Here is a 24,170-nt window from a genome sequence, read left to right as displayed (position 1 = left end):
TCGTCGTGCCGGGGACGCGTCGCCGCGGCGTGTCGCTGCGCTGCATCCGCCCTGGACATGGTATCGACCCGGTATGCCGCCGCGGCACCCTTCTACGGCGGAGAATCGGATAAGACCAGGTCACGAAGGGGTCACGGCAGGCTGCGCTACGGTGGTCCCCGGGTGCCGAACCGGGTCGGAAGTGCCCTCCAGGAGCCGTGATAGGCTCCCCCGGTCGCTCGGGCGAGTGGCGGAATGGCAGACGCGCTGGCTTCAGGTGCCAGTGTCCTTCGGGACGTGGGGGTTCAAGTCCCCCTTCGCCCACAATTGTGATGAGCCGCGTCATAGGTGACAGATTGCCCCGGCTTTTGCCGGGGTTTTCTGTTTCTTGGGCCAGTAGGTGTGGTCGGGGTCGATGTGGTGGCTGAATACGTGCCGGTTTTGCTGATGACGGTGAGCGCAGTGAGTTCTCCAAGTGGTCGACGACCACGGTGCGCATTCCAGAGACCCCGCGGCGAAGCCAGGACGGTCGACAACAGGCTCGACGCTGCCGGCAGTTGTGCAGCATCTTCAAGGGGCCTCCCCGGCGAGGGCGCACCTTTCGGCGGGCGCTAGACCGCTGAACCGCCGCCGTCGACATAGAGCGTCGATCCCGTGACGTAACTGGCGCGCGGCGAGGCCAGGAACAACACCGCCTGGGCGATCTCCTCCGGTCCGGCGGTGCGCGCCAGCGGCAGCGCCGCCGCGACGTCGTCGATGAACTCCCCCAGTGCCGCGGCTCCCGGAGTCCGCGTCGGCCCCGGCGAAACACTGTTGACGCGGACACCGTGGGCACCGAACTCCGCGGCCCAGGTGCGGGTCAGCGATGCCAGCGCAGCCTTGGTGGCGCTGTAGACCGACGTACCCGGGAAACCCTTGTAGGCGGCCGCGGAGGTGAGGTTGATGATGCTGCCCGCCCGACGAGGCGCAGGCCCCGCGCGCTCAGCTCGAATCCGGTGATACCCGCAGCGCCGGCAGCACGTACCGCCGCAGATGCCGCCGCAGCGACGCCGGGTCGTCGGGGTCGATGTGGTTGCCCGGGACGCTGCCCAGGCTGATCATCACTCGCGCCACCCACTCACTGGCCTCGGGCAGATCGGTGTCCGGGTGGATGTCGCCGGCGGCGGCGGCGGCGGCCACGAACGGGTACCAGAACGTCGCGAGGTCGGGCACCAATTCGTGGACCCCGGCCCCCGCGCAGGCGGCGAACTCGTCGGGCTCGGCGGTGCGCAACCGCAGCAGCAGGGTGCCGGGGTCGTCGTAGGCGCGGCGGCCGATCTGTACGCCGGCCAGCAGCTGCTCCTCGAAGGAGCCCAGCGCGGAAAGATCGGCCCGCGATTTGGCCCAGCTGGCCTCAATGAGCCGGATGATTGCGGCGCCCACCAACGCGGGCTTGTCGGCGAACTTCCGGTACAGCCAGGCCCGCGACACCCCGGCGCGCTCGGCTACGTCGATCATGGTCGTCGCCCGGATGCCCTTCTCGGCCAACAGTTGTTCGGTCGCATCCAGGAGCCGGTCGGTGGTCGACGGTGTCGCATCCGCCGGCGTCTTTGCGTCCACGGCTCACCTCCTGTGCTGGTAAGCCTAACAAGGAAGTAGACAGATTCGACGATCTGTGTACTATGGCCAATCACACCCTGTAGACATTTTTGCGAACCTGTCTACTACGGATCTTGGAGGTTTCCCATGTCCGCACCCCGCACGGCGATCATCGGTGCCGGCATCAGCGGCCTGACGGCCGGCAAGATGCTGGCCGACTACGCGATCGACTACACCTGCTTCGAATCCTCCGACCGGATCGGCGGGAACTGGGCATTCGGCAACCCGAACGGGCACTCCAGCGCCTATCGGTCTCTGCACATCGACACCTCCAAGCACCAGCTGTCGTTCCGGGACTTCCCGATGCCGGCCGACTACCCGGATTTCCTGCACCACACGCTGGTCAAGGAGTACCTGGAGTCCTACGCCGCAGCGTTCGACCTCAAGGACAACATCGAGTTCGAGACCGGGGTCACCCACGCGCGGCGGCTTCCCGACGGCGGCTGGGAGCTGGAACTGGCCGGCGGGGGCCGGCAGCGGTTCGACCTGCTGGTGGTCGCCAACGGCCACCACTGGGATCCGCGCCTGCCGGACTTCCCCGGTGAGTTCACCGGTGAGATGCTGCACGCGCACCACTACATCGACCCGAAGACGCCGCTGCAGTTCTCCGGCAAACGCATCCTGGTGGTGGGCCTGGGCAACAGTGCCGCCGACATCGCCGTCGAACTGTCCTCGCGGACGCTTGAGAACGAACTGACCCTGTCGACGCGTTCCGGAGCCTGGATCGTGCCGAAGTATGTGGCCGGCAAGCCCGCCGACAAGTACTACCGGACCAGTCCCTATGTGCCGTTGTCCTGGCAGCGCAAGGTTGCCCAGTGGGCCCAGCCGATCCTCTCCGGCCGGCCGGAGGATCTCGGCTTGCCCACGCCCAACCACAAGTTCTTCGAGGCGCACCCCACGCAGTCGATGGAGCTGCCGTTTCGGCTAGGATCCGGCGACGTCATCGCCAAGCCGAACATCGACCGACTCGACGGCGACACCGTGCATTTCGTCGACGGCACCAGCGGCCAGTTCGACATCATCGTCTATGCCACCGGCTACAACATCACCTTCCCGTTCTTCGACCCGGACTTCATCAGCGCACCGGAGAACCGGATCGACCTGTACAAGCGGATGTTCTATCCCGGCATCGACGACCTGGTGTTCGCCGGATTCGCCCAATCCACCCCGACCCTGTTCCCGTTCGTGGAATCCCAGGCCCGCCTGATCGGTGCCTACGCCGCCGGCCGCTACCGGCTGCCGTCGGTGGCCGAGATGCGCCGGGTGATCAGCGCCGACATGCGCAAGTACACCGGCCACATGGTGGACCGACCCCGACACACCCAGCAGGTCGACTACTTCCTCTACGAGCACGACATGCGCACCCGCGAGATCCCTCGGGGTGCGAAACGCGCGGCCGAACTCGGCGCGCCGGTGTGGGCCGGGGTCGCCGCGACGCAGATCGGAGCAACGGCATGAGCACGACGATCCGTTTCGACAGCGGCGGTGCGACATGCGTCGGCCAGTTCTTTCCGGCCGCCAAGCAGGTTGACGACAACGGCTCGCCGGTGGTGGTGCTCGGGCACGGACTGGGCGGCACCGTCGACTCCGGCCTGGTTCGGTTCGCCGAGGCGTTGAGCGCGGCCGGATTCGCCGCCTTCGCCTTCGATTACCGCTACTTCGGGGCATCCGAGGGTCAACCGCGCCAACGGATCTCGATGAAGGAACAGATCGCCGACTTTCGTGCGGCCTGCAAGACCGCGGCAGCACAACCCGGGGTCGACCCGCGGCGCATCGTGGTGTGGGGCGTGTCGCTGGCGGGCGGTCACGTCTTCGAGCTGGCCGCCACCATGCCGGATGTCGCCGCCGCCATTTCGCTGACCCCGATCGTCAGCGGGCCGGCCGCCGCCATCGCAGCACTGCCGCAGCACCGCCCGGTGACCATGCTGCGCTCCGCGGTGACCGGCTGGCGCAGCGCGCTGTCCCAGCGCACCGGCGGGGCCCCGGCGACGGTCCCGCTGGTGGGCCGCCCCGGCGAGCTGGCCACGCTGACCCCCGAGGGCTACTACGCGGCCTACACCGCGATGGCCGGTCCCACCTGGCGCAACGAGATCGACGCCCAGGTCGGGGTCCAGCTGGGCGGCTACCGGCCGGGCAAGCACGCCGATGCCATCGCATGCCCGATGCTGGTGCAGATCGCCGACTTCGACCGCTGCGCTCCCCCACACGCCGCGGCCAAGGCGGCCTTCGCCGCGCGCGCCGAAGTCCGCCACTATCCGTGCGATCACTTCGACGTCTTCGCCGGCGGCGCCTGGTTCGACCACGTCGTCGACCATCAGATCGCGTTCTTGGCCAGGCATCTGGCCGCACCGACCGCTAGCGTCACGGGTTAGGAGGGCGCCATGGCCGAGACGATGCAGGAATTGCTCACCGAACGCGCGGACGCCGACGGGCCGGCGGTGCTTTACAACGACGCCCGCGGCGGCCAGATCCGCTGGACCTGGCGCGAGTACGTCGCCCGCGCGTCCCGGCATGCCGCCGCGGTGCTCGCCCGCGCCGAGACCGCCCGGCCGATGCACGTCGGTGCGCTGTTGGGCAATACGCCGGCGATGCTCACCGCGGTGGCCGGCGCCGCGCTCGGCGGCTATGTGCTCTGCGGGGTCAACGACACCCGTCGCGGATCGGCACTGGCCGCCGACCTGCGCACCGCCGACGTGCAGATCCTGCTGGTCGACGCCGATCACCGGGCCCTGCTGCACGGCTTGGACCTGACCGGTGTCGTCGTCATCGATGTCGACGACCCGGGCTGGCAACAGATTTGCGACGGCGCCGGCGAACTGACCCCGCACCGGCGGGTCCAGGCAGCGGATCCGTTCATGTTGATCTTCACCTCGGGTACCAGCGGCGACCCGAAAGCCGTCCTGGTCAACCACCTGATGGTGCTGGTCGCCGGGCAGGCGTTGACCGAACGGTTCGGACTCGGACCCGATGACGTCGCCTACCTGTCCATGCCGCTGTTTCACTCCAACGCGATCGCCGCCGGCTTCGGGCCCGCGGTGGCTGCCGGCGCAGCGATGGCGCCGGCGAGGTTCTCCGCCTCCCGCTTTCTGACCGATATTCGTTGCTACGGAGCCACTTACATGAACTACGTCGGTAAGCCGCTCGCCTACGTGTTGGCCCACCCCGAACAACCCGACGACGCCGACAACCCGCTGCGGGTCGCCTTCGGCAACGAAGCCTCCGAGCGCGACATCGGCGAATTCGCCCGGCGGTTCGGCGTCCAGGTGGTCGACGCGTTCGGCTCGACCGAGAACGCCGTCACCATCACCCGCGACGAGGGCACCCCGCCTGGTTCGGTGGGCCGGGGATTTCCCGGCGTGGCGATCTACCGCAGCGATCCGGTCGCCGAGTGCCCGCCCGCGGTCTTCGACGAGCACGGGATGCTGGCCAACCCCGACGAGGCGATCGGAGAACTGGTCAACACCACTGGCGCCGGCTTCTTCGCGGGCTACTACAACAACGAACAGGCCACCGCCGAGCGGATGCGCGGCGGGATGTACTGGTCGGGCGACCTTGCCTACGCCGACGCCGACGGCTGGATCTATCTGGCCGGCCGCACCGCCGACTGGATGCGGGTCGACGGTGAGAATCTCGCGGCAGCCCCGATCGAACGCATCCTGATGCGGCACCCCGAGATCAACCAGGCCGCGGTATACGCGGTGCCCGACGGGAATGTCGGCGACCAGGTGATGGCCGCGCTGGTGCTGCGCGACGGCGCGGAGCTGTCGCAGGACGAATTCACCGATTTTCTTGCTGCCCAGGAGGATCTGTCGCCCAAGGCCTGGCCCCGCTATGTCCGGGTAGCCGCGGCACTGCCCGCCACGGCGACCAACAAGATCCTCAAACGCGTACTGGTGGCCGAGGGCACCGAGGTCGGCGCGGACACCTTATGGGTTCGCCCGGATCGGCAACGCGCCTACGGCACGACGGCAGGAGGCAGGCGATGACCCAACCGGTCGCCCTGATCGTGGGCGGTGCCTCCGGAATCGGGCTGGCCACCGCGCACGCCCTTGCCGCGCGCGGCGATCACGTGGTGATCGCCGACCTCAATGCCGAAGCAGCACAGCAACGGGCGGCTGAACTCGGGGATTCGGCCAGCGCCGTGGCCGCCGACGTGACCGACGAAGACAGTGTCGCCGCGGCCTTCGCGGCCGCCGGCGCGGCCGGACCGCTGAGCACGGTGGTCAGCTGCGCGGGAATGTCGGTCATCGGCGCCATCCCCGACATCGAGCTGGCCGGCTGGCAGGCCACCATCGATGTCTGCCTGACCGGCACCATGCTGGTGATCAAGCACGCGGCGCGCGCCCTGCAAGACGGCGGCAGCATCGTTGCGATCTCCTCGTTGAACGGCCGGCAGCCCGGGACCGCGATGGCCGCCTACTGCAGCGCCAAGGCCGGGGTCAACATGCTGGTCCAGGTGGCCGCCCTGGAGTTGGCCGCCCGCGGCATCCGGGTGAATGCGGCCTCCCCCGGCCTGGTCGACACTCCCCTGGTCGCCGGCCTGGCGATGGTGCCGGGCCTGACCGACGAGTACCTCGAGAACACCCCGCTCGGGCGGGCCGGCCTCCCCGACGACATCGCCGACGCCGTGGAGTTCTTGACCTCACCGCGTGCGGCGTGGATCACCGGGTCCGCGTTCGACATCAACGGCGGCGCACACCTCAAGCGCTACCCCGACGTGCTCGGCAAAGTGCAAGCGTTAGCTGAAGGATGAACACATGCGCAGTGTGGTAATCGATGGCCCCGGATCGATCCGGGTCGACACCCGCCCCGACCCGGTGCTGCCCGGCGCCGACGGAGCCGTGGTGGCGGTGACAGCGACCGCGATCTGCGGCTCGGATCTGCACTTCTACGAAGGCGACTACCCCATCGCCGACCCGGTGCCGCTGGGCCACGAGGCCATCGGCACCGTCGTCGAGACCGGCCCCGAGGTGGCTTCGGTGCGCGTCGGCGACCGGGTGATGGTGTCGTCGGTGGCCGGCTGCGGGCACTGCGGCGGGTGTGCGACCCGCGACCCGATCCGCTGCCACTCCGGCCCGCTGATCTTCGGATCGGGCGCCCTGGGCGGGGCGCAATCGGAGCTACTTGCCGTGCCGGGGGCGGACTTTCAGCTCGCCCGCATCCCTGACGGGTTGTCCGACGAGGAAGCCCTGCTGCTCACCGACAACCTCGCCACCGGGTGGGCGGCAGCGTTGCGCGCCGACATTCCGGTCGGCGGGACCGTGGCCGTGATCGGGCTGGGGGCGGTCGGGCTGTGCGCGGCGCGAAGCGCGCTATTCCTCGGCGCGGCAACGGTCCTCGGCATCGACCCGGTGGCGCAGCGCCGCGACCGGGTGGTGGCCATGGGGATCACCCCGGCGGAGCCGTCGGCAACGACCGCGGTGATGGAGCTGACCGGCGGACGCGGGGTGGACGCGGTCATCGATGCGGTCGGTTCCGATGTGACGATGTCGGATGCGCTCACCGCGGTGCGGGCCGGGGGAACGGTGTCGGTGGTGGGCGTGCATGACCTGCAGCCGTTTCCGTTCCCGGCGCTGCCGGCGCTGGTCCGCAGCATCACGTTGCGGATGACCACCGCCCCCGTGCAGCAGACCTGGCCGCAACTGATTCCGCTGCTGCAGTCCGGCCGGCTGTCGGTCGACGGGATCTTCACCACCGAGATGCCGCTGGATGCCGCGGCCGACGCCTACCGGGCTGTCGCCGCCCGATCCGGCGATGTGGTGAAAGTCCTGCTCACGCCGTAGCGATCAGCCCGTAGCGAAGGTGTTGACAACGTACAACACTGTAGTTATGTCGGTGAATGTTTCGGTGCGCCTGGATGAGCGCCTGGCGGAGCGATTGCGGTTGCGCGCGCGAGCCGCTGGCGAAAGCCTCTCGGATCGGCTGCGTCGCTATGCCGAGGAGGGCGCGCGGCGTGACGAGCACCCGTTGATCACATTCCGCGACGGTCCCACCGGGCGGCGTGCCGGAATTATCGGCGGCCCCGACGTCTGGGAGGTCGCCATGTGGATTGACGACCTCGGGCCGGTTGAGGATCCGGCGGCGGAGCTGGCTAGCGACGGGACTGTCAACCGACCGCATATTGATGCAGCGCTGGCGTATCGAAGCGCCTATCCGGACGAGATTCAGGCCCGCATCGATCTGCACCGAAGCGAAACGGATTTGGCTGACCGGACGGTCTTCCTGAAGCCGCTCTACCCACCGGGTTGATTCGGCGGTTCAGCTTCGCCTCTCCTCCGTCGAGCCTCGTTAACCGCCGCCTGTCCGCCGTGGCCGCAACCGCACCGGCGGCAGGGGCGGGGCGGGCAGCCGGTCCAGCCGGCCTTGGTAGCCGCCGACCGCGCCGAAGCGTTCGTCGCCGTCCTGCCATTGCCGCCGATACTCGACGATTTCCTCGTGGCTGCGGCCGATGAAGTTCCACCACAGCACCAGCTCCTCACCGAACGGCACCCCGCCCAGCAGCAGCACCCGGGCGGGGGAGTCGCCGGCGTTGCGCAGCGCCAACACCGTACGGCCCGGGCCTTGGTAGCCCAACTCGCCGACACTCAGGGTGACCCCGCCCAGACCGACCGCACCCTGATCCCCCAGCACGCCGTGCTCGAATGCCGGATCGATGTCGAGCGCGAGGTCGCTGCGCGGGTCCAGATCGATTTGGGCGCCGAGCAGGGGAGTGAAGGACGGAACGGGGGAGCGGTGCCCGGCCAGCTCGCCGAGAAACACCAGCGCTGTGCCGCCGGGGAGGAAAACCCGTTCCGGGGCGAAGTGGTTAAAGGCGCGCTCGGTATGGCGCGCGGAGTCCGGCAGCGCCACCCACAGCTGTACCCCGTGCAGGACGGGCGCCGATCGCGAATCGACGGAGACCTCGGAGTGGCAGATGCCCGCGCCCGCGGTCATCAGGTTCAGTTCGCCGGGACGCACCAGGGCGTGCACGCCGGCGCTGTCGCGGTGTTCGACCAGTCCGCTGAATAGCCAGGTCGCCGTCTGCAGACCGGTGTGCGGGTGCGGCGGCACGTCCATGCCGCCGTCGCGGCCGAGGTCCTGCGGCCCGTAGTGGTCCACGAAGCACCAGGCGCCGATCAGCGAGCGGTCCCGCTGCGGCAGGGTGCGGCGCACCCGCATCGCGCGGGGTCCGCCCAGTGGCACGTCACGCGGGGTCAGGACCTCAATACCGTCGGCAGGGCCCGGCGCGCAGGCGAATTCAGCCGAGGAGACTTCCAGGTTGCTCAACCGCCCACCTCCGCGCCGCAGACCAGACCGCGCCGGTGACGTTACCGGTCATGCTGCGGAGGGGGAGCCGACCCGGCCGGCGGGCAGGTGAAAGACGGCCGCTGTCACCGGCAGCCGCTCTCGTTCGTGGTTGGTCAACAGCGCCTCGTTCTCGGGCAGCTCGCGGCTGTTGATTTCTCCGGCGGCGATCGCCCGCAGGACCGCGTGGGCGCGGGCGAGTTCGGCTCGCTTGCGGTACTGGCCGCCGGGCAGTTTCACGCCGGCCCATACGCCGTACTCCTCGCTGCGTTCGACGGCGAGTGCGGCGCATCGGCGTTGCTGTGCCAACGGGCAGCGGCGCAGGCACAGCAGCCGCGCCTCGGTGGAGGACTGTTCGTAGGCCCGGGCCTTGGCGGCCCCGTCGGCCCCGTCGGCGTCGGGGTAGCCGAACCACAGTTCCGGGTTCGCGGAGCAGGGGGGTGTCATCGGTAGACCTCCTCGTAGGAACAGAGCGGATAACGTAGACGGAAACGTATACGATGAAACAGGGCACACGCAACAGAAAGTGGATAAAAACATATATGTAAGTCACTGCGGCCGGGGCTGTGTAGTATCCGGACATGGTCGGGGCGCGACGGTGAGCCGCGAGTCAGCGGGCGCGGCCATTCGGGCACTGCGCGAGGCGCGGGACTGGTCGCTGGCCGACCTCGCCGCCGCCACCGGCGTCAGCATCATGGGTCTGAGCTATTTGGAGCGCGGTGCCCGCAAGCCCCATAAAGGCACAGTTCAGAAGGTGGAAAATGGTCTCGGCCTGCCGCCGGGCACCTATTCCCGGCTGCTGGTCGCCGAAGATCCCGACGCCGAGCTGGCCCAGCTGATGTCCGCGAGCGGGCCCCGGGCCTCGGCGGCCCGGGCCGGCACGACCATCGTCGTGGACCGCCACAGCGACACCGAAGTACTCGAGGGGTACGCCGAGGCGCAGCTCGACGCGTTACGTTCGGTGATCGCCAGATTGCCGTCGGAAGCATCAGACGAATACGAGACGTATATTCTTTCCGTGATCGCGCAGTGCGTGAAGGCGGAGATGCTGGCGGCGAGCTCCTGGCGGGTCGCCGTCAATGCGGGCGGGGACCACGCCGCCCGGCTGATGGCCCACCTGCAGGCCCTGGAGTCCACCCGGACCGACCTGCTGCAGCGCCTGCCCGCCAGCTTGACCGCTCGGTTCGATGAGGCGTGCGCGCGATCGTCATTGCCCGAGCCGGTAATCGCCGCATTGCTCGGTGTCAGCGTCGAGGAGATGTGGGACATCCGCAACAGGGGAGTGATCCCGGCAGGTGCGCTGGCCCGGGTGCGCGCGTTCGCCGACGGGGCCTCGGATGCGGCCTCAGCACGTCCAGAGGGTGCCGACGGAGGGAGGCAACGATGACCGACGGTGAGGTGGAGGTGCTGACCCGCGCCTACCGGTTGTTCGCGGCCCGTCCGCAGCCGGTGTCCTTGGATGCCGCGCTCGATCGTTACGTCGACCTGCTCGACCGGACCACGCATTCAGCTACCGGACCGGGCCACGACCGTTACCGGGAGGCGGTGCTCGCCCAGCGGGATCGGTTACTGGCGAACACCCACACCGATGCCGCCGCAACGGCCGCGCTTGCCGCCGCGGTCGCCGACCACGCCCGGGCCGGCGAGCAGACCAAGGGCGTGGTCGCGGCAGCCCGCGCCGACACCGCCGTCGTGCACGACACCCCGCTGGCACAGCGGGAGGCGATGCGCCGACGAGCGGCTCGGTTGCGAGCCCAGCGAACCCACGTGCTGGCGGCCCGACGCCGTGCCCAGATACATCGAGCGGGGTTGCGACGACTCCGCTACCGGTCCCGGCGCCGCGCGCCGAACTTGGATCGGTTGCGGCTACCGAATACTCGCGCCGGACTGGCGGTTCGCGCGGCGCTGTCCAGGCTCGGGAAGCCCTACGTCTGGGGCGCCACCGGCCCGGACCGGTTCGACTGCTCGGGCCTGACTCAGTGGGCCTACAACCAGGCCGGAGTGCCGCTTTCGCGCACCACCTACACCCAGATCCACGATGGAATCCCAGTGCCGCGCTCCCAGATTCAGCCCGGCGACTTGGTGTTCCCCAGCACCGGCCACGTCCAGCTTGCGATCGGCGGCAACATGGTGGTCGAAGCCCCACACGCCGGCGCCACCGTCCAGATCAGCCCGCTGGGCGCCCAGGTGGCGATCCGGCGCCCGGTCCCGTGATCGGCCTGTTCACAGCTGGCCGGCGAGTGAATTGTCGGCCGGTCAGGGCATCGGTACAGTCACCGGCCATGAAGTGGTCAGCGCCTGAACAGCATTACAGCGCACCGGCGTTGGGCTGACGGCATGACAACCCTGCCTCTGCCGGAAGCGGGCTACGACCGCATCCCGAACGGGCTGCGATCAGTTCAGCCGAGCCCGGGCGAGGAGCAGCAAGGTCGTGCGGCGCAAGCGATGAAAACTGCCGAAGCCGCACTGGCGCAACAGTTGTCATCGACTGCAGAGTTCGACCGGCAGATCATCGAAGCGCTGCGACGCGCACACAAGACCACCGTTGAGGGCCGCCGCCGCCTGGACGATCTGGAGGCGGAGATCGTGGGCGCCGCACAAGGCTGGGATCTGGGCACCGCTGCGGGGGCGCGCGAGTTTCAGCGGTTCCTGATCGCCAAACTCTCCGAGATCGTCAGAGTGGTCGAAGAGGCCAACGACGACGACACCTCCAAACGGGCGTTGGCCTCCGCCTTGACCGCTCTATATGCCACGCCGGCCGATCGTGACACCGCCGCGCCGGCCGAAGGGCAGCCCGAACCTCCCGACGATCCGGCGCTCGCCGCGACAGGCGGCGATGAGGAGGCCTACCTCGACCCCCTGCCAGACGACGAGCCGGAGGCGGGTTATTCGCCGTCGCCCCAGGGGACGTCGGCGGCACCCACCCTGCCGATGGTCCCCGGTCTCGGCGGCGAGGGCCCTGGGTTCGGTGCGATGCCGGCCGCCATGCCGACCGGGTTTCCGTCGGCAGGCCTGCTGCCCGGACCGGAGGGCGGCGAGGCAGCCGCCGGCGACGAGTTAGAACCAGCGGAGCCGACTCCGGCCGACGCCGCCTTGGACGACGACAAGGCCGACGCCGACGCGCCGCCGGAGACCGGGCACGACAAGAGTCCGGTCACCGTGACGTTGCCCGACGGTGCGACGACCACCGTCGCCGATCCGCGACTCGCTGCAGCGATGCAGGCCGCCGCCGATGGGACGCCGGTAGCGGAGGCGTTCCGCCGCCAAGGGATTGACGTTCCCCCGCCAGGCGTCCCGGTGACGGCGCCGGTCGACCAGGCCGGCCTGCGGCCCGGTGACATCGGCGTGTTCACCGATCGCCATGCGGTGGCCGTCGGCGACGGCAAAGCACTGCTCGACGGACAGGTCCACCTCGCGGGCAATCTGCGCGGTCCGGGATTTCTGGGCTGGCAGCATCTGCGAGTCGCGGAGTACACCCCGACGGGTGAGCCGGCTCCGACCCGGCCGGCGGGGCTCCTGCGAGGCCCCACCAGCTTGAAAATTCGCGTTTCACCGGTCATCGTCGACTAGCCAGGGAGGTAACAGATGGCAGAGAAGATCCACGTCGACCAGGGCGTTCTGACCAACGCTGCCGGAAATCACCAGCAGGCGTCGGATTACCTGGCCACCGTCGCGGCATCCCATGAGGCAATCCAGACCACGTTGACTGCACTCGGGCCGATCTACGGCGATTTTCGTCGCGCAGCCGACGCGTTGCTCGAGGCCCGCAAGAACTGCTACGACGATCAGTCGAGCGAACATGCGGAGATGTCAGACAATCTGAAGCTGGCCGTGGCAACGTGGAACGAGCATGAAGACGACGCGGCCAAGGCCTTCCGGCACCTCCCCGATGGGCGCTGATGACTGAACCGAACCCGGCGTTCGACACCACCCATCCCAGCGGTGACGTTATGTTCCGGTCCTGTCGTGGAGGCTATTTGCACAGTGTGGTGCTGAGCGAGGCGGCGATGTCGGCCGACGCGCAACGGCTGGCTGAGGCGGTTGTCTTGGCGGCGGACGTGTCGTTTCTCAAGGCCGCGTTGGAGATCCGCGGCGAGATCGTCATCACCGGCCACGCTCCCTCGGCGGCGGTGCCGACCCAGGAAGACCTCCGGGTGGCCACCGAGCGCCTGCTGAACCACCAGCTGCACGCCGGCCACCAGTCCGGTGACGGCGTCAGGCGTTAAACCACCCAGCGCCCGGCGGCGTCGGCCCGGGGCGCGAAGTCAGCCGGAGGATCAATCAACGTGTCGCCGAACAGGTTTCGAGCACGGTCCAGTAGGGCGAGCACTTCGCTCAGCTGTGCTGCACACCCGGTTGCGGGGGACCCGACGTCGGCCATGGTTTGCACGCTACCGACCTGCTGTGGGGCTGACAATTCACGGCGCGCAGCGGGTGTGGATGATCGGCTGAGGCTGTGGCGCGCTGGGTTCGGCGGAGGCGAAATTCCGTCGGGGCCTACAGGACGGCAACGGTAGGCTTGCGCGGTGGCAATCTTCGGTCGACGGTCGGCGCGCCAGCGCCTCCGGAACGCGGCCCGGGAATCACTCGCGATCCCGGCCTTCAGCGCTCCGGTCGACTGTAGTGCTTGGGTGCTCGGCGGCCTGTGGCCGGCCGAACTGGCGACGATCACCCCCGAGACGGCCCCACTCGCGGACTACCTGAACGCGGATCTACAGCGCATCGCGAATTCGGCGAACGAGAAGCTGCATGCGATCGGTCGGTCCGGTCTTGCCGGGCAAGCGCGACAGACCGCGGAGGCCAGGGTCATCAACGTCGCCAGGGCGTTCGCGGTCCTGCGGGTGGAGTCGACGGTCCGGCAACTCAACAAGGAAGCCCTGGAGATCCGCACCGAATATGTCAGTCTGAATGCGGCCCCGGTGCCCGTCGAGGTGCGCGAGCAGACTCCGCCCGCCCCTCCGAGTCCGCCCAGCCCGCCCGAACCCGAGCAGGTCGGTCCGCCCGAGCCTTCCCGGGCCAGCGGTAGCCGGCGCGGGGGAAGGGCCCGCCATCGGCTTCCCGAGACGGTCACCGCCGAGCCGCCCCTGAATCTCGCGCCGCCGCCCCCGGTCGAAGTGGCTCCGCCGCTACCGGTTGAAATGGCCCCGCCGCCACCGCCGGTTCCTGAGGTCGCCGAGGTGTTCGACGCGGTGGATCAGGATCCGCCCGACCTGCCGTTCCGGGCGGGTCCGCTGGTCATTGACAGCGTCGAGGAGGAATCGCCGACCACCGGATTCCCGGCGGAACCGGTCGTACCGCTGGCCGAGGCGCAGGAGGACCTGACCGCCGTCATTCCCGCGGCCCGCGAACCAGCACCGGCCCCGCCGCCCCCCGCGCAACCGGCGGTCACTGAGTCCAGCGACCAGCGCTTGCAACGCCTGCTGGCCTTCGTGGCCCGTCAGGAACCCGCGCTGCGCTGGGCCATCGGCACCTTCGCCGACGGAAGAACGCTGCTGGTCACCGATATCGCCGACGGGTGGATCCCGTCCGGCATCGAGCTACCGGCCGGCGTGCAGCTGCTGGAGCCGGGCCGGCGGACCGGGACGGCCACCGCGATGCTGGGCACCCCGACGGAGTCGGCCTCCTACAGTCCCGGCGATCGTCTCGGCTGGGCAAGTGACTTCGGTGAGACGGACGCTTCGGTGCAGCCCCGCGAGCTGGCGCCCATCGACGATCTCGGCTGGCAGCTCAGCGAGGCCACCCACTGGCGTGACGGCCTGCCCCGGATCGCCAACACCCTGGCGAAGGCCGGGTCCGCCGGAACCGGTGTGGTCGACGCCGAAATCGACCTGCTGCGGGTACATCTGGACACCATGCGCTACCAACTGTTGGCGCAGTATCCCGACACCGACACCGCCGTGGTGCTGAACTGCATGTTGCTGGCCGCCACCGAAGGCGTCGCGACGGGTGACGCGGTGTCGGCGAACTACCATTACAGCTGGTTCCGGACCCTCAGTGCGCCGCCAGCCGGCCAGTGGGATCCGCAGATCTGACCGCGACGATGAATTGACGCTACTCACACCGGCTCGACATACTTAGCCAATGTCGGGGCCGGACAGCCGCGCGGAACTCAGCGACAAGGACCTCGTTGAGGCCGTCCTGCGGGATCTTCGTGAGGCTGCCGAGAAATGGGAAGCCCTGGTCGCCGAGGCCGAGAACACCACCTACAGCGTCGATCTCGGAGATGTCCGCGCCGTCGCGAACTCCGACGGTCGCCTGCTGGAATTGGCGCTGCACCCCTGCGTGGTGAGCGATTACACCTACAGCGAACTGGCGGATCGGCTCAATCTCGTCTTCACCGCGCTGCGTGAAGAGGCCGAGTCCGACTTCGCCGCCAGATACGGCAGCAGCCCGGTCTGAGAGCGGCTTACCAGTTGACCGCGGCCATCTCGCGTTTGGTGTCGCACACGGCACGCACCGCGGCCTCGATGTCGACGGCGGTAATCGTCTTGAGGTCGTCGACCGTGACCGGATGGCCGGCGCGCTTCTGGGCCGCCACCCGGGTGTCGCGGGCCAATTCGGCTTCCTCGATCACGTTGCGGGCGAATCGGCCGTTGTGCATGACGTTGATGCCATGCTCGCCGCGCGGGCTGACGTAAGCGCGGATCCTGGTCACCATCTCCAGGAACCGCTGTCGCGCTTCCGGATTCAGCTCGGTGGCCCGGCTGGATCCGTACCGCTCACCGATCTCGACGATCTCCTCCGGGGAGTAGGACTCGAACCGGATCTTGCGGTTGAAGCGGCTCGCCAGGCCGGGGTTGACGGTAAGGAACTCGTCGACCTGGTCCTCGTAGCCGGCAGCCAGGAAGCAGAAGTCGAAGCGGTGCTTCTCCAGCGCGATCAGCAGCTGGTTGACAGCCTCCATGCCGATCATGTCCGGCGTCCCGTCCTGATGGCGTTCCACCAACGAATAGAACTCATCCATGAAAAGTATTCCGCCCAAAGCCTTTTCGATCAACTCGTTGGTCTTCGGACCCGACGAGCCGATGTGCTCACCGCAGAAGTCGGAGCGGCGCACCTCGGTGATCTCCGGATTGCGGACGATGCCCATGCCCGCGTAGATCTTGCCCAGCGCCTCGGCGGTGGTGGTCTTACCGGTGCCGGGCGGGCCGACCAGCAGCATGTGGTTGGTCTGGCCCTCCACCGGCAGACCGTGTTCCAGACGCATCGCCCGGATTTCGAGTTGATCCTCCAGGGCCTTCACCGCCCGTTTCACCTCGGCCAGCCCGACCTGCTTCTCCAGCTCGGCGCGACCCTGCGCCAGCAGCTCGGCGCGGCGGTCCAGCGCGTTGTCCTCGTCGAGTTCGGCCCGGCTTTTCGCCGAGTCGGCATCCCAGCGATCGGCGCGGCTGTCGATGATCTGTTCCTCGGTGACCACCAGGCGCAGATTCGGCTCGGCGAGTGCGGCTTTGGCGGGCTCGGTCAGCACACCATTGATGGCGGCCTTGGACAACCAGACCTGGGCCTTGTCCTCCTCGCCGAGCTGACGATGCACCATCCCGCGGACGTAGGCCAGATCCGCTGCGAGCAATGGGATCTCGCTGGGATTGATCGACGCGGTCAATACGCCGGCGGAGAACCGTTCCGAGGAGCGGGCCTGCCCGGCGATGTCGACGCGATCGAGCCAGTCCAACGCCACCCGGCCCTGCCCGAGATGCGCGGCCGCGTAAGCGGCGAGCGCACAGACCGACGCGGTCACCGCCGGCATGACGATCGCGCGGTCGGGCAGCTCCTCGGCGGCGACGGTCAGCAGGTCCGGCCAGCGCTGCGTGACGAACATCAGATAGGCACGGGCCAGCTGGTGCCACTGGTGGTTGATCCAGCTGTCCAGCAGACCCCGATCGGCCAGCAGCGTGTCGGCGCGCTCGTATTCGCCGGCCACTGTCAGGGCCGACGCCAACGCCAGCCCCACGTGCGAGGCGTCGGTGACGGTGATCGACAGGTACGGACCCAACGGAATCTGGGCGGCCAGGTGTCGGCCCAGCCGGGTGGTCTCCTTGTGCAACCAGTCGCTGTTGGCGTAGAGCCGCTTGAGTGTGTCGAGAGCGGTGTCACCGCAGGCGATGCGACCCAGCCAGGCGTCGGCCATGGAAGGATCGGCTTCGGTCGCCGCCACGAACTCGGCGTGCGCTTCAGGGGAGCCGTACCGTCCGTCCATGCTCGCCATGGCTCGGTCGAAGTGCCGACGGGCCGCCAGCAAGTCACTCAATGTCTGTCGTCCTCTGTCGCATGTACGGGTTATTTGGCTTACTGCCGATCCGGCGCGGGGTCATCGCGACGGCATCGGCGCCAGCGCCTCCGGGCTGCAGTACCGGTTTTCCGCCCGGAACAACTCCACCGTAGCCAGCCACGATTTTCCGCCCGCGGCAACCCGTACCGCGGTCCGGTCGATCTGCTCGATACACACCTCGACGGCGTCCGGCGGCGGTGGGGGCGTACCGGGCGGCGCCACGGTGATGACGGTGGCCGGACGCGGTGACGGGGCGATCGGCCCGTCGACCACGCTGACCGTGCTACGCGGTGTCGGCCTGGACTCGCCGACCACCGACACTTCGGGCATCCGGACGCTGGCCCAGCGGGCCTTGTCGCCGGTGTGCACACAAACCCGCTCCCCGGCCCCGGCGGCACGGATGATGATCCGTTTCGCGATCAGGTCCTCGGCGGCGATGAACACCCGGCTCAGCTCCCCGGAATCGGTCAGCGGAACCATCAGCCGATCGCCGTTGGCCAGCTTCCCGATCAGGACGCCCGACGGGCCGATCTCGACGGGCAAGGTGTCGGGTAGCGGCCCCGGCCGCAGTCCGCGCAGCCGCGGGCGGGGAGCGCACATGTTGGCCTCCACGGCAGCGGCCTGCTCGCCGTTGAGCCGCCGCAGCACCACCGCCGGAGGGGTCGGCGCCGGCTGCGGGGTCTGCAGCGTGACAGTGGCCGTACACGTCGCGTCGGGAAAAACCGTGATGTTCTGGACCACCTCGTCGACGGGCAGGGTCCACGCCTGGGCCAGTAGCTGGGCGTTGATCTCGTGGGCCGGGTAGGCGTAGGTGGTCACCCAGCCGCCTTCGGTGCGCAGCGTCTTCCACCGCTCGGCGTCGGCCAGCAGCAAAGCGCCGCCCAGCCGCCGGTCCAGTTCCACCAGATCACTGGCGGTGGCGACCCGCGCCCGCAGGCCTTCGCACCGCAGCAACCCGGCGATCCGCTGGGCGACGGCGGCCGCGGTCGCGCCCAGGGTGGTGCGCCAACGCAGTGCGGCGGTGTTATCGATGACCCGCAACCGCAGCAGCAGCCAGGTCTCGCGTTGGCCGGCGTAGGGCGGGGTGCCGATCTCGGTGTCGTAGACCCGGGGATAGTCGCCGGTGGTGGCGCGGCGTGCGCCGATGCTGATCACACTCATCGAATCCAGCGTCAGCCCGAGCGCGTGCCGCAGCATCGGCAGCAGGGCGGCGACGTCGATGACGTTGTCGGTCTCCACGTTCACCGATCCGGTGGCGACGGTAGCGGCATGCGCCCTGCCCAGCAGGTGCACGGCCACCACCGCCACGCCGTCGGCGATGCGGACCCCGCCGCCGGCGCGGTTGTTGGCCACCGTGATCGGTTCGGCCCAGCCGGTCGTCGTCCGTCGCCGGAGTCGCAGCACTGCCCATGACCATGCCGGCTGGCCCCACCAGGGCACCAGCACCAGCAGTATCGCCAGCGTCACAGCGACCGCGACACCGATCAGACCGCCCAGCGCCCAACCCGCCAACCCGCACAGGGCGATTGCCACAGCGCTGAGCAGCCGCCGGTTGCTTGAGGCGCTGAACCCGGTCAGCCGGACCCGGTCCTGACTCACTTGAGGGACCTGCGGATCCGCGCGGTGATGGCGGCGGTCAGCACTGCGACGGCGATCGCGCCGAGGAATCCGAGGGCGACGGTCCGGGCGCGGTGATCCGGCGGTGGCGGCGGTGCCGCCGGGGTGATGACGCGGCTCTGTGATCCCGGTGCCACCGGCTCACCCGGCGGCACGTTGAACGTCAGCGCCGCCACCGGGTCGACCAACCCGTAACCCACCCGGTTGTCCACGCCGGCGGGCGGGTTGTGCGCGGTCTGCACGATCCGGTTGATGACCTGGTGGGCGGTGAGCTGGGGATACTTGGCCCGCACCAAAGCAGCGACCCCACTGACATAGGCCGCGGAGAAACTGGTTCCCCAGAACGGCATGTTCTTCTCGCCGACCCGGACCGGCGGGTAGGCGTTGACCGGTCCGCCACCCTGCGGGGACAGCCCCATGACGTGGGTGGCGGGCGCGGCCACTCCCACCCAGGGCCCCGACATGCTCTTGTCGATCGGCGCCCCGGTGGCGTCCACGCCGCCGACGGACAGGACATAGTCGGAGAACCACGACGGGCTGGAGATCACCTTGACCTGGTTCCAGTCCCGGGGATCGCTGGGGTTGAGCGGGTCGAACATCGGGTTGTTGGCGCAGCCGGCTTCGCCGACGTTGCCGGCGGCGGTGACGATCACCGCGTCTTTGACGGTCGACGCGTACCACAGCGCGGCCCCCAGGGCCCGCTGGTCGAGTGCGGCCGCCACCTGCACGCACGAGGTCACCGAGATGTTGATGACCTTGGCGCCCATGTCGGCGGCATGAACGACGGCGCGGGCCAGCGTGGCCAGCGTGCCGGCCTTGATTCGCTCGTCGTCGTAGCCGAACCGCTGCGGATTGACCGGCTCGAAGGCCCGGGAGGACTGGCGGATCGAGATGATCGTCGCGTGCGGAGCGACCCCGACGACGCCGTCCGGGGCGCCCGGCGGGGGCGGCGGGACGGCGGGTTCGTCCTCGGTCTGCGGGTCCGGCGGTCCCGACGCCGGTGCCATGGCGCCCTCTTCCGGCGGGGGCGGCGGTGGCGGAGGCGGAGGCGGCGCGGTCTGGGTGATCGTCACCGGCACCGGTGCCGGGGGAGGCGCCGGTGGCCCGGGAATGTCAGCGGGCGGCGGTGGTTCGCCGATGCTCGGCGGCGGGCCGGCCGGTGGCGGGAAGGCGGGAACCTCGGGCATCGGGCGGGGCATCGGCAATACGCCCAGCGGAGCCGCAGCGATGATCGACGCGGCGATCGTGCCGTGGGCGTCGCAGTCCTGCAAACCGTGCAGGCCCTCGGCGCCACCCATGATGTAGTCGCCGCCGGCAACCGCCGGCAACCGCGGGTTCGGTGTGACCCCGGTATCGATGACCGCCACCGGTACGCCATGGCCGGTGGAGTACTGCCAGGCCGCGGTGATGCCCAGCATGTCGAATCCGGGGGCGAGCTGCGCCACGTCGGGGTTGCTCACCGTGATCGGGACGCTGCAGGAATTCGAGCGGCGCATCGGCTGATCGGGACCGGGCGGCCCGTCGGGCGGCGCCATCGCAGGATCGACCGACGGCGGCTCGATCGCCCGGGCCAACGGGGGGACGTCCGCGAGGCCCGCCAGCAGCACCACCGCGGTCAGCGCGACGGCCCGGGTGCCCAGCCGACTCAGTTGCGCACCCACACGAACAGTCCTCCCAGCCATGCGCCGAGCACCCCCACCACGATGAACGCCAGCACTTCCAGCCATTCGACGGCCAACCGGATCCACGGGACGAACTTCGTCTCGGGAACCAGCAGGCCCGCGGCGAGGCCGAGCCCGGCGAAGACCGCCACCGCCGCGGCCGGCCATAGGAAACCGCCCGCGTTGTAACCGGGGGCCGCCAGCGCGTATTTGGTGATCCCGACGAGCACCGCAGCGCATGCCCCGCCGACCAGGGCGATCGCCTGCACCCGGCCGGCGAACCCGCGACCCTGGGTGATGAACAACCCGGCCACCAGCCCGCACAGTGCCACCGCGCCGCGCTGGTGGGTCGAGCCCGGCGCCAGCACCATCCACACCGCGATCGGCAGCGCCACCGCGATCGCCACGCACATACCGACCTGTACCGCGTTGATCAGCCGCGCGGACGCCGCGATCGCCGCCCCCCGCGCCGAGATGTCGACCAGGTCATCCTCGTCGTCCTCGCCATCTTCGGGGGCGACCGGGGAGACGGTGTCGATCGGCATATTGGCGCGGCGGGCGAACAGATCCCGCCCGGTGATCGAGCCGAAGTACGGCGGCCGCACCCGGGCCACCCATAGGGCGATCGTCGGGGACATGCGCACCAGCATCAGCAGGCCGAGCAGCATGCAGATGCCGATCACCGGGGCAGACACCGGATGCCACATCCGCGCCGCGGCCACTGACCCGCCGATTCCGCTGGCGGTGACGACCGCGGTGGCCACCGCGGTCTGAGACCGCAGCAGGACGCTGAGCGCGATCGCGCCCATCGCCAGGACCGTCACGCCGATCAGCAGATGCGGCGCTCCCAACGGCCCGGGGGCCGCGCACAGCGCCGCACCGGACAGCGCGATCACCGCCAGCCAACCGAATCCGCTGAACAGATCGGCACGCGCGGGCCAGTTCCGGCGGACCACCGTGGCACCGAGCGTCAGCAGTCCACCCAGGCCGCCCAAAACCACTGCGGGCGGCCAACTGTCGCTGAACGTGCGGGCACGCACCGCCAGCGCGAAGAGCACAATGACCGCCGTCGCCAACAGGCCGATCGCGGTGTGCGCCGCGGTCACCGCCGTGATGGGGGCGAACATCCGATCAACCTTGACGTTGAGCAATCGGGTGACAGTCTGTTCGTCGGCCTTGTGTCCGCATTCGGCGCACTGAATCTCGGGTTGGGTGCCCAGTCGGCGGGCCGTGGCGGCCAACGCACTCGACAGCGACTCGTATTGCGGTTCGAACGAGTCACCGCCGACCACTGGCACCAGAACCAGGGTGTCGCCGTCCTGCACGCCCAGGTCATCGAGGCTGCGGCTGATGTCCAGTCGCACCCCGTTGACCTTATGGAGTTCGTAACTCCCGGGCGGAAGGGCGACGCCGTCAAAGCCGTGGTGCTTCAAATCCTCGTCGAGTAGTTCGACCATTCCCTCGAAGAATTCCTCGACTGGAATTCCGGCCGGGAAGACCTGCGATACGAGGTGCTTGTCGTAAGCGAGGCTGACCGCGCAGCGTGCCGGAAATGCGACTTTAGCCGGTGTCGGATTAGTCACCGGGACTACCTTTCAGTGTCCGGCACGTATTTATCGGCCAAGCCGGCGGTTATTTCAAATAACCGCAGGCGCGTCTTTTTCTTGACCTCATTGTGGGCGTCGATGATGCCGCCCTTAGCCAGATGGGCGTCGTAGGGCATTACTTCCACGGTGGCGCCGGTTTTGCTGAATCGCTCGGTTAGATAGGCGACCGCCGCGCTGTCCTCGATGGGAGAGGAGTGGTTCAGGATCACCGTCGCCCGTGACACCAGCTCGTGATAGCCCTGGGCGGCCAGATAGTCGACCGCCCGCAGTACCGGCCGGGACCGGTCGGCGGTGATGCCGGAGACGAAGACCAGCGTGTCGGTGTTCTCCAGCACCGGCTTCATCACCGGGTGTTCCAAGTCTGAGGCGGTGTCGACGATGATGACGTTGTGGGTCCGGCGCAGCCGGGACAACACCCCACTGAACATGGCGGGGACTAGCGGTCGGAGCTGATCCGAGGTGCGGTTGCCGGCCAGCACGTCCAAGCCGACGGCATTTTGCCCGAGATGTTCTCGGATATCGGAATATCCCTGCACATCGGTGTCGCTCAGAACGGCCGAGTAGTCGCCCGGTGGGTGCTCGTCGATGCGATCCGACAGCGTCCCGAACCCCGGGACGGCGTCAATGGCGATCACATTTTCGGGCCGGCATTCGCGGAAGACGCTGCCGATGGAGGCGGCCATCGTCGTCACACCGGTACCGCCTTTTCCGGACACCAGTGTGACGACGTACTGCCGGCGGATGTGCCGCCGAATTCTATTCCGCAGGTCGCGGTAATGACGTTCCCGCGGGGACTCGCCCGGATTGATCACCTTCGCCGACGCCAAATACACCAGTTTGCGCCAGCCCGAGCCGGGCGGAATCTTGCGCGGTGTCGCCAGGTCCGAAATGCGCATGGAGTCCGATACGGAATCCCGGTAGCGGTGGCCGGTTGCCGGATCCCGCCGCCCGGATGCGCCTTCCTCAGGCATATTGGGGCTATTCCATGGGCTCGTCACGTGCGTGATGTTAACACGGTGGCGGATACCTTGTTTACGGCATTTCTAACGACTGGCAGTAATACTCGATAATGGTGAGCAGGCAAATTCACTGTTACACAACCCGTCGGTGTGAATGCCAGTCCGCACCCGCCGGCAGCCGGCGGATGAGCCGCAGGATCGCATTGGCGACATCAGCGCGTGATCCGGGGGAGACGATCTGGTAGCGCCGGCCACCGTTGTCGACGTTCTCCACACAGACCCGGCCGGCGGGGGTGTCGGAGATCAGGACCGCGGTGTCGCCGATGGCCATCCGGGCCAATTCCTCCGGCCCGGCGCCGGGCTGAATCGCGACGATATTGGCCTGACCGGACACCTCCGGGTCGGCGGCCATCAGGACGAGCTGCTGCTGGTCGACGTCGAGCCGCTGAGCCGCCAGGTACTTGCGCAGGCTGTCGGAGTCCCGAACCCGTTCGAGCAGCTCGTTGGTGTCCAGGGTGACCGGCCGCAGCGGCGCGGCTTCGGTGACACCGCACAGCCGCTCGATCTGACCGACGACCAGATCGCCCGCGGCTGCCTGATCGGTGGCGCTGCCGGCCGGGTACAGCCGTACTTCCTGGTCGTGGCGTTCCAGCACCACCCACCAGGAGGCGAACCGATTGATCGAGACCCGCGTCATGTGCTGGGCGTCGCCATATGGTCGGCCGGGGAAGTTCAGCTGCAGCATCAACGCGATGTCGCGGCGCATGATCACCGTCAGCCATTCCCGGATCATCGGATCCGCCTCGCCCTGGCCGTCGAGTGCGCCGATCGCGGTCAATTCCTCGGCGATCGGATGCTGCAGGGCCCGTTCGGCGGTGTCCAGCCGCGGCAGCAGTGGTCGTAGGCCCAACTCCGGGCAGAGGGTTTCGATCCCGGTCACAGCCTGCAGCACCCACAGACCGTCGAGGGTCGTCGTCAACATGTCACTGCCGCCTCATCCCTGAGTCCCCAGTCTGAAACGCGAAGTGGGGGGGGGGGGGGGGGGGGGGGGGGCCCCCCCCCCCCCCCCACCGGGGGGGGAGACAAAAACCCCCCCGCCGGCCGCCCGCCCCGAGCCGCCGCGGGGGGGGGTGGAGGATGGGGTGTTGTTGTGGGG

The 24,170-nt window shown here is 68.9% G+C and carries 22 protein-coding genes, 1 tRNA gene and 1 pseudogene; 14 read left to right on the top strand and 10 right to left on the bottom strand.

Going from position 1 to position 24,170, the window contains the following annotated elements:
• Positions 1 to 220 precede the first annotated feature (220 nt).
• A tRNA-Leu gene (locus tag A5771_RS20670) sits at positions 221 to 303 on the top strand.
• 287 nt (positions 304 to 590) lie between these two features.
• Here the strand turns inward: A5771_RS20670 and A5771_RS22330 are convergent.
• Positions 591 to 941: pseudogene (locus tag A5771_RS22330) on the bottom strand (SDR family oxidoreductase); the annotation flags it as partial.
• 19 nt (positions 942 to 960) lie between these two features.
• A complete protein-coding gene (locus A5771_RS20665; RefSeq protein ID WP_064857066.1) occupies positions 961 to 1,578 on the bottom strand; it encodes a TetR/AcrR family transcriptional regulator in 618 nt (205 codons plus the stop codon).
• Positions 1,579 to 1,704: 126 nt separating this feature from the next.
• Here A5771_RS20665 and A5771_RS20660 point away from each other — a divergent pair, with 126 nt between their 5' ends.
• From A5771_RS20660 to A5771_RS20635, 6 genes are read left to right on the top strand one after another with little or no spacing between them, the layout of a single operon-like run.
• The gene (locus A5771_RS20660; protein WP_064857065.1) at positions 1,705 to 3,075 is read left to right on the top strand and encodes a flavin-containing monooxygenase; all 1,371 of its coding nucleotides are present in this window, start codon (positions 1,705 to 1,707) and stop codon (positions 3,073 to 3,075) included.
• Positions 3,072 to 3,989: an alpha/beta hydrolase gene (locus A5771_RS20655; protein WP_064857064.1), complete on the top strand. Its 918-nt coding sequence runs from the start codon at positions 3,072 to 3,074 to the stop codon at positions 3,987 to 3,989. The genes A5771_RS20660 and A5771_RS20655 overlap by 4 nt, the downstream gene beginning before the upstream one ends.
• 9 nt (positions 3,990 to 3,998) lie before the next feature.
• Positions 3,999 to 5,603: a fatty-acid--CoA ligase FadD1 gene (fadD1, locus tag A5771_RS20650; RefSeq protein ID WP_064857063.1), complete on the top strand. Its 1,605-nt coding sequence runs from the start codon at positions 3,999 to 4,001 to the stop codon at positions 5,601 to 5,603.
• Positions 5,600 to 6,370 (top strand): SDR family NAD(P)-dependent oxidoreductase, encoded by a 771-nt coding sequence (locus A5771_RS20645; RefSeq protein WP_207545488.1) that lies wholly within the window; start codon positions 5,600 to 5,602, stop codon positions 6,368 to 6,370. The genes fadD1 and A5771_RS20645 overlap by 4 nt, the downstream gene beginning before the upstream one ends.
• Before the next feature lie 4 nt (positions 6,371 to 6,374).
• A complete protein-coding gene (locus A5771_RS20640) occupies positions 6,375 to 7,400 on the top strand; it encodes a zinc-binding dehydrogenase (protein WP_064857062.1) in 1,026 nt (341 codons plus the stop codon).
• A gap of 46 nt (positions 7,401 to 7,446) precedes the next feature.
• Entirely contained in the window at positions 7,447 to 7,866 is a 420-nt protein-coding gene (locus tag A5771_RS20635; RefSeq protein ID WP_064857061.1) for a hypothetical protein, read from the top strand.
• Between the two features lie 39 nt (positions 7,867 to 7,905).
• On the opposite strand, the gene A5771_RS20630 is transcribed toward A5771_RS20635, so the two are convergent.
• Both A5771_RS20630 and A5771_RS20625 read right to left on the bottom strand, forming a co-directional pair.
• On the bottom strand, positions 7,906 to 8,883 hold the full coding sequence (locus tag A5771_RS20630) for a pirin family protein (protein WP_064857060.1): 978 nt from the start codon (positions 8,881 to 8,883) through the stop codon (positions 7,906 to 7,908).
• Positions 8,884 to 8,931: 48 nt separating this feature from the next.
• A complete protein-coding gene (locus A5771_RS20625) occupies positions 8,932 to 9,348 on the bottom strand; it encodes a WhiB family transcriptional regulator (RefSeq protein WP_064857059.1) in 417 nt (138 codons plus the stop codon).
• A 151-nt stretch (positions 9,349 to 9,499) separates the two neighbouring features.
• Between A5771_RS20625 and A5771_RS20620 the strand changes: the two genes are divergently transcribed.
• From A5771_RS20620 to A5771_RS20590, 7 genes are all read left to right on the top strand, one after another.
• Positions 9,500 to 10,288 (top strand): helix-turn-helix domain-containing protein, encoded by a 789-nt coding sequence (locus A5771_RS20620; RefSeq protein WP_064857058.1) that lies wholly within the window; start codon positions 9,500 to 9,502, stop codon positions 10,286 to 10,288.
• Positions 10,285 to 11,115: a C40 family peptidase gene (locus tag A5771_RS20615; protein ID WP_064857057.1), complete on the top strand. Its 831-nt coding sequence runs from the start codon at positions 10,285 to 10,287 to the stop codon at positions 11,113 to 11,115. Before A5771_RS20620 ends, A5771_RS20615 begins: the two co-directional genes overlap by 4 nt.
• A 123-nt stretch (positions 11,116 to 11,238) precedes the next feature.
• Positions 11,239 to 12,471, top strand: coding sequence for a DUF4226 domain-containing protein (locus A5771_RS20610; RefSeq protein WP_082947364.1), 1,233 nt, complete (start codon positions 11,239 to 11,241; stop codon positions 12,469 to 12,471).
• 15 nt (positions 12,472 to 12,486) lie between these two features.
• The gene (locus A5771_RS20605) at positions 12,487 to 12,801 is read left to right on the top strand and encodes a type VII secretion target (RefSeq protein ID WP_064857056.1); all 315 of its coding nucleotides are present in this window, start codon (positions 12,487 to 12,489) and stop codon (positions 12,799 to 12,801) included.
• Entirely contained in the window at positions 12,801 to 13,127 is a 327-nt protein-coding gene (locus A5771_RS20600; RefSeq protein ID WP_064857055.1) for a DUF2694 family protein, read from the top strand. The genes A5771_RS20605 and A5771_RS20600 overlap by 1 nt, the downstream gene beginning before the upstream one ends.
• Positions 13,128 to 13,532: 405 nt before the next feature.
• Complete coding sequence (locus tag A5771_RS20595; protein WP_342707877.1) at positions 13,533 to 14,933, top strand: DUF5631 domain-containing protein; 1,401 nt, start codon at positions 13,533 to 13,535, stop codon at positions 14,931 to 14,933.
• Positions 14,934 to 14,982: 49 nt separating this feature from the next.
• The gene (locus tag A5771_RS20590) at positions 14,983 to 15,300 is read left to right on the top strand and encodes a DUF2710 family protein (protein WP_064857053.1); all 318 of its coding nucleotides are present in this window, start codon (positions 14,983 to 14,985) and stop codon (positions 15,298 to 15,300) included.
• A 7-nt stretch (positions 15,301 to 15,307) separates the two neighbouring features.
• On the opposite strand, the gene eccA is transcribed toward A5771_RS20590, so the two are convergent.
• The 6 genes from eccA to A5771_RS20560 form a co-directional block, all read right to left on the bottom strand.
• Entirely contained in the window at positions 15,308 to 17,107 is a 1,800-nt protein-coding gene (gene eccA, locus A5771_RS20585) for a type VII secretion AAA-ATPase EccA (RefSeq protein WP_082947363.1), read from the bottom strand.
• A gap of 102 nt (positions 17,108 to 17,209) precedes the next feature.
• Entirely contained in the window at positions 17,210 to 18,769 is a 1,560-nt protein-coding gene (gene eccE / locus A5771_RS20580; protein WP_064857051.1) for a type VII secretion protein EccE, read from the bottom strand.
• The gene (gene mycP, locus A5771_RS20575; RefSeq protein ID WP_064857050.1) at positions 18,766 to 20,469 is read right to left on the bottom strand and encodes a type VII secretion-associated serine protease mycosin; all 1,704 of its coding nucleotides are present in this window, start codon (positions 20,467 to 20,469) and stop codon (positions 18,766 to 18,768) included. The genes eccE and mycP overlap by 4 nt, the downstream gene beginning before the upstream one ends.
• Positions 20,433 to 22,031, bottom strand: a complete 1,599-nt coding sequence (gene eccD, locus A5771_RS20570; RefSeq protein WP_082947362.1) for a type VII secretion integral membrane protein EccD — start codon at positions 22,029 to 22,031, stop codon at positions 20,433 to 20,435. The genes mycP and eccD overlap by 37 nt, the downstream gene beginning before the upstream one ends.
• A 5-nt stretch (positions 22,032 to 22,036) precedes the next feature.
• Complete coding sequence (locus A5771_RS20565) at positions 22,037 to 23,053, bottom strand: MinD/ParA family ATP-binding protein (protein WP_109401230.1); 1,017 nt, start codon at positions 23,051 to 23,053, stop codon at positions 22,037 to 22,039.
• Between the two features lie 94 nt (positions 23,054 to 23,147).
• On the bottom strand, positions 23,148 to 23,996 hold the full coding sequence (locus tag A5771_RS20560) for an ESX secretion-associated protein EspG (protein ID WP_064857047.1): 849 nt from the start codon (positions 23,994 to 23,996) through the stop codon (positions 23,148 to 23,150).
• Positions 23,997 to 24,170: the final 174 nt, after the last annotated feature.

Origin of the sequence: Mycolicibacter sinensis (assembly GCF_001667375.1) — a bacterium.
Classification (GTDB): Bacteria; Actinomycetota; Actinomycetes; order Mycobacteriales; family Mycobacteriaceae; genus Mycobacterium; species Mycobacterium sinense_A.
The sequence above is the reverse complement of the archived record's forward strand: the minus strand, read 5'-3'. Positions and strand labels throughout refer to the sequence as shown.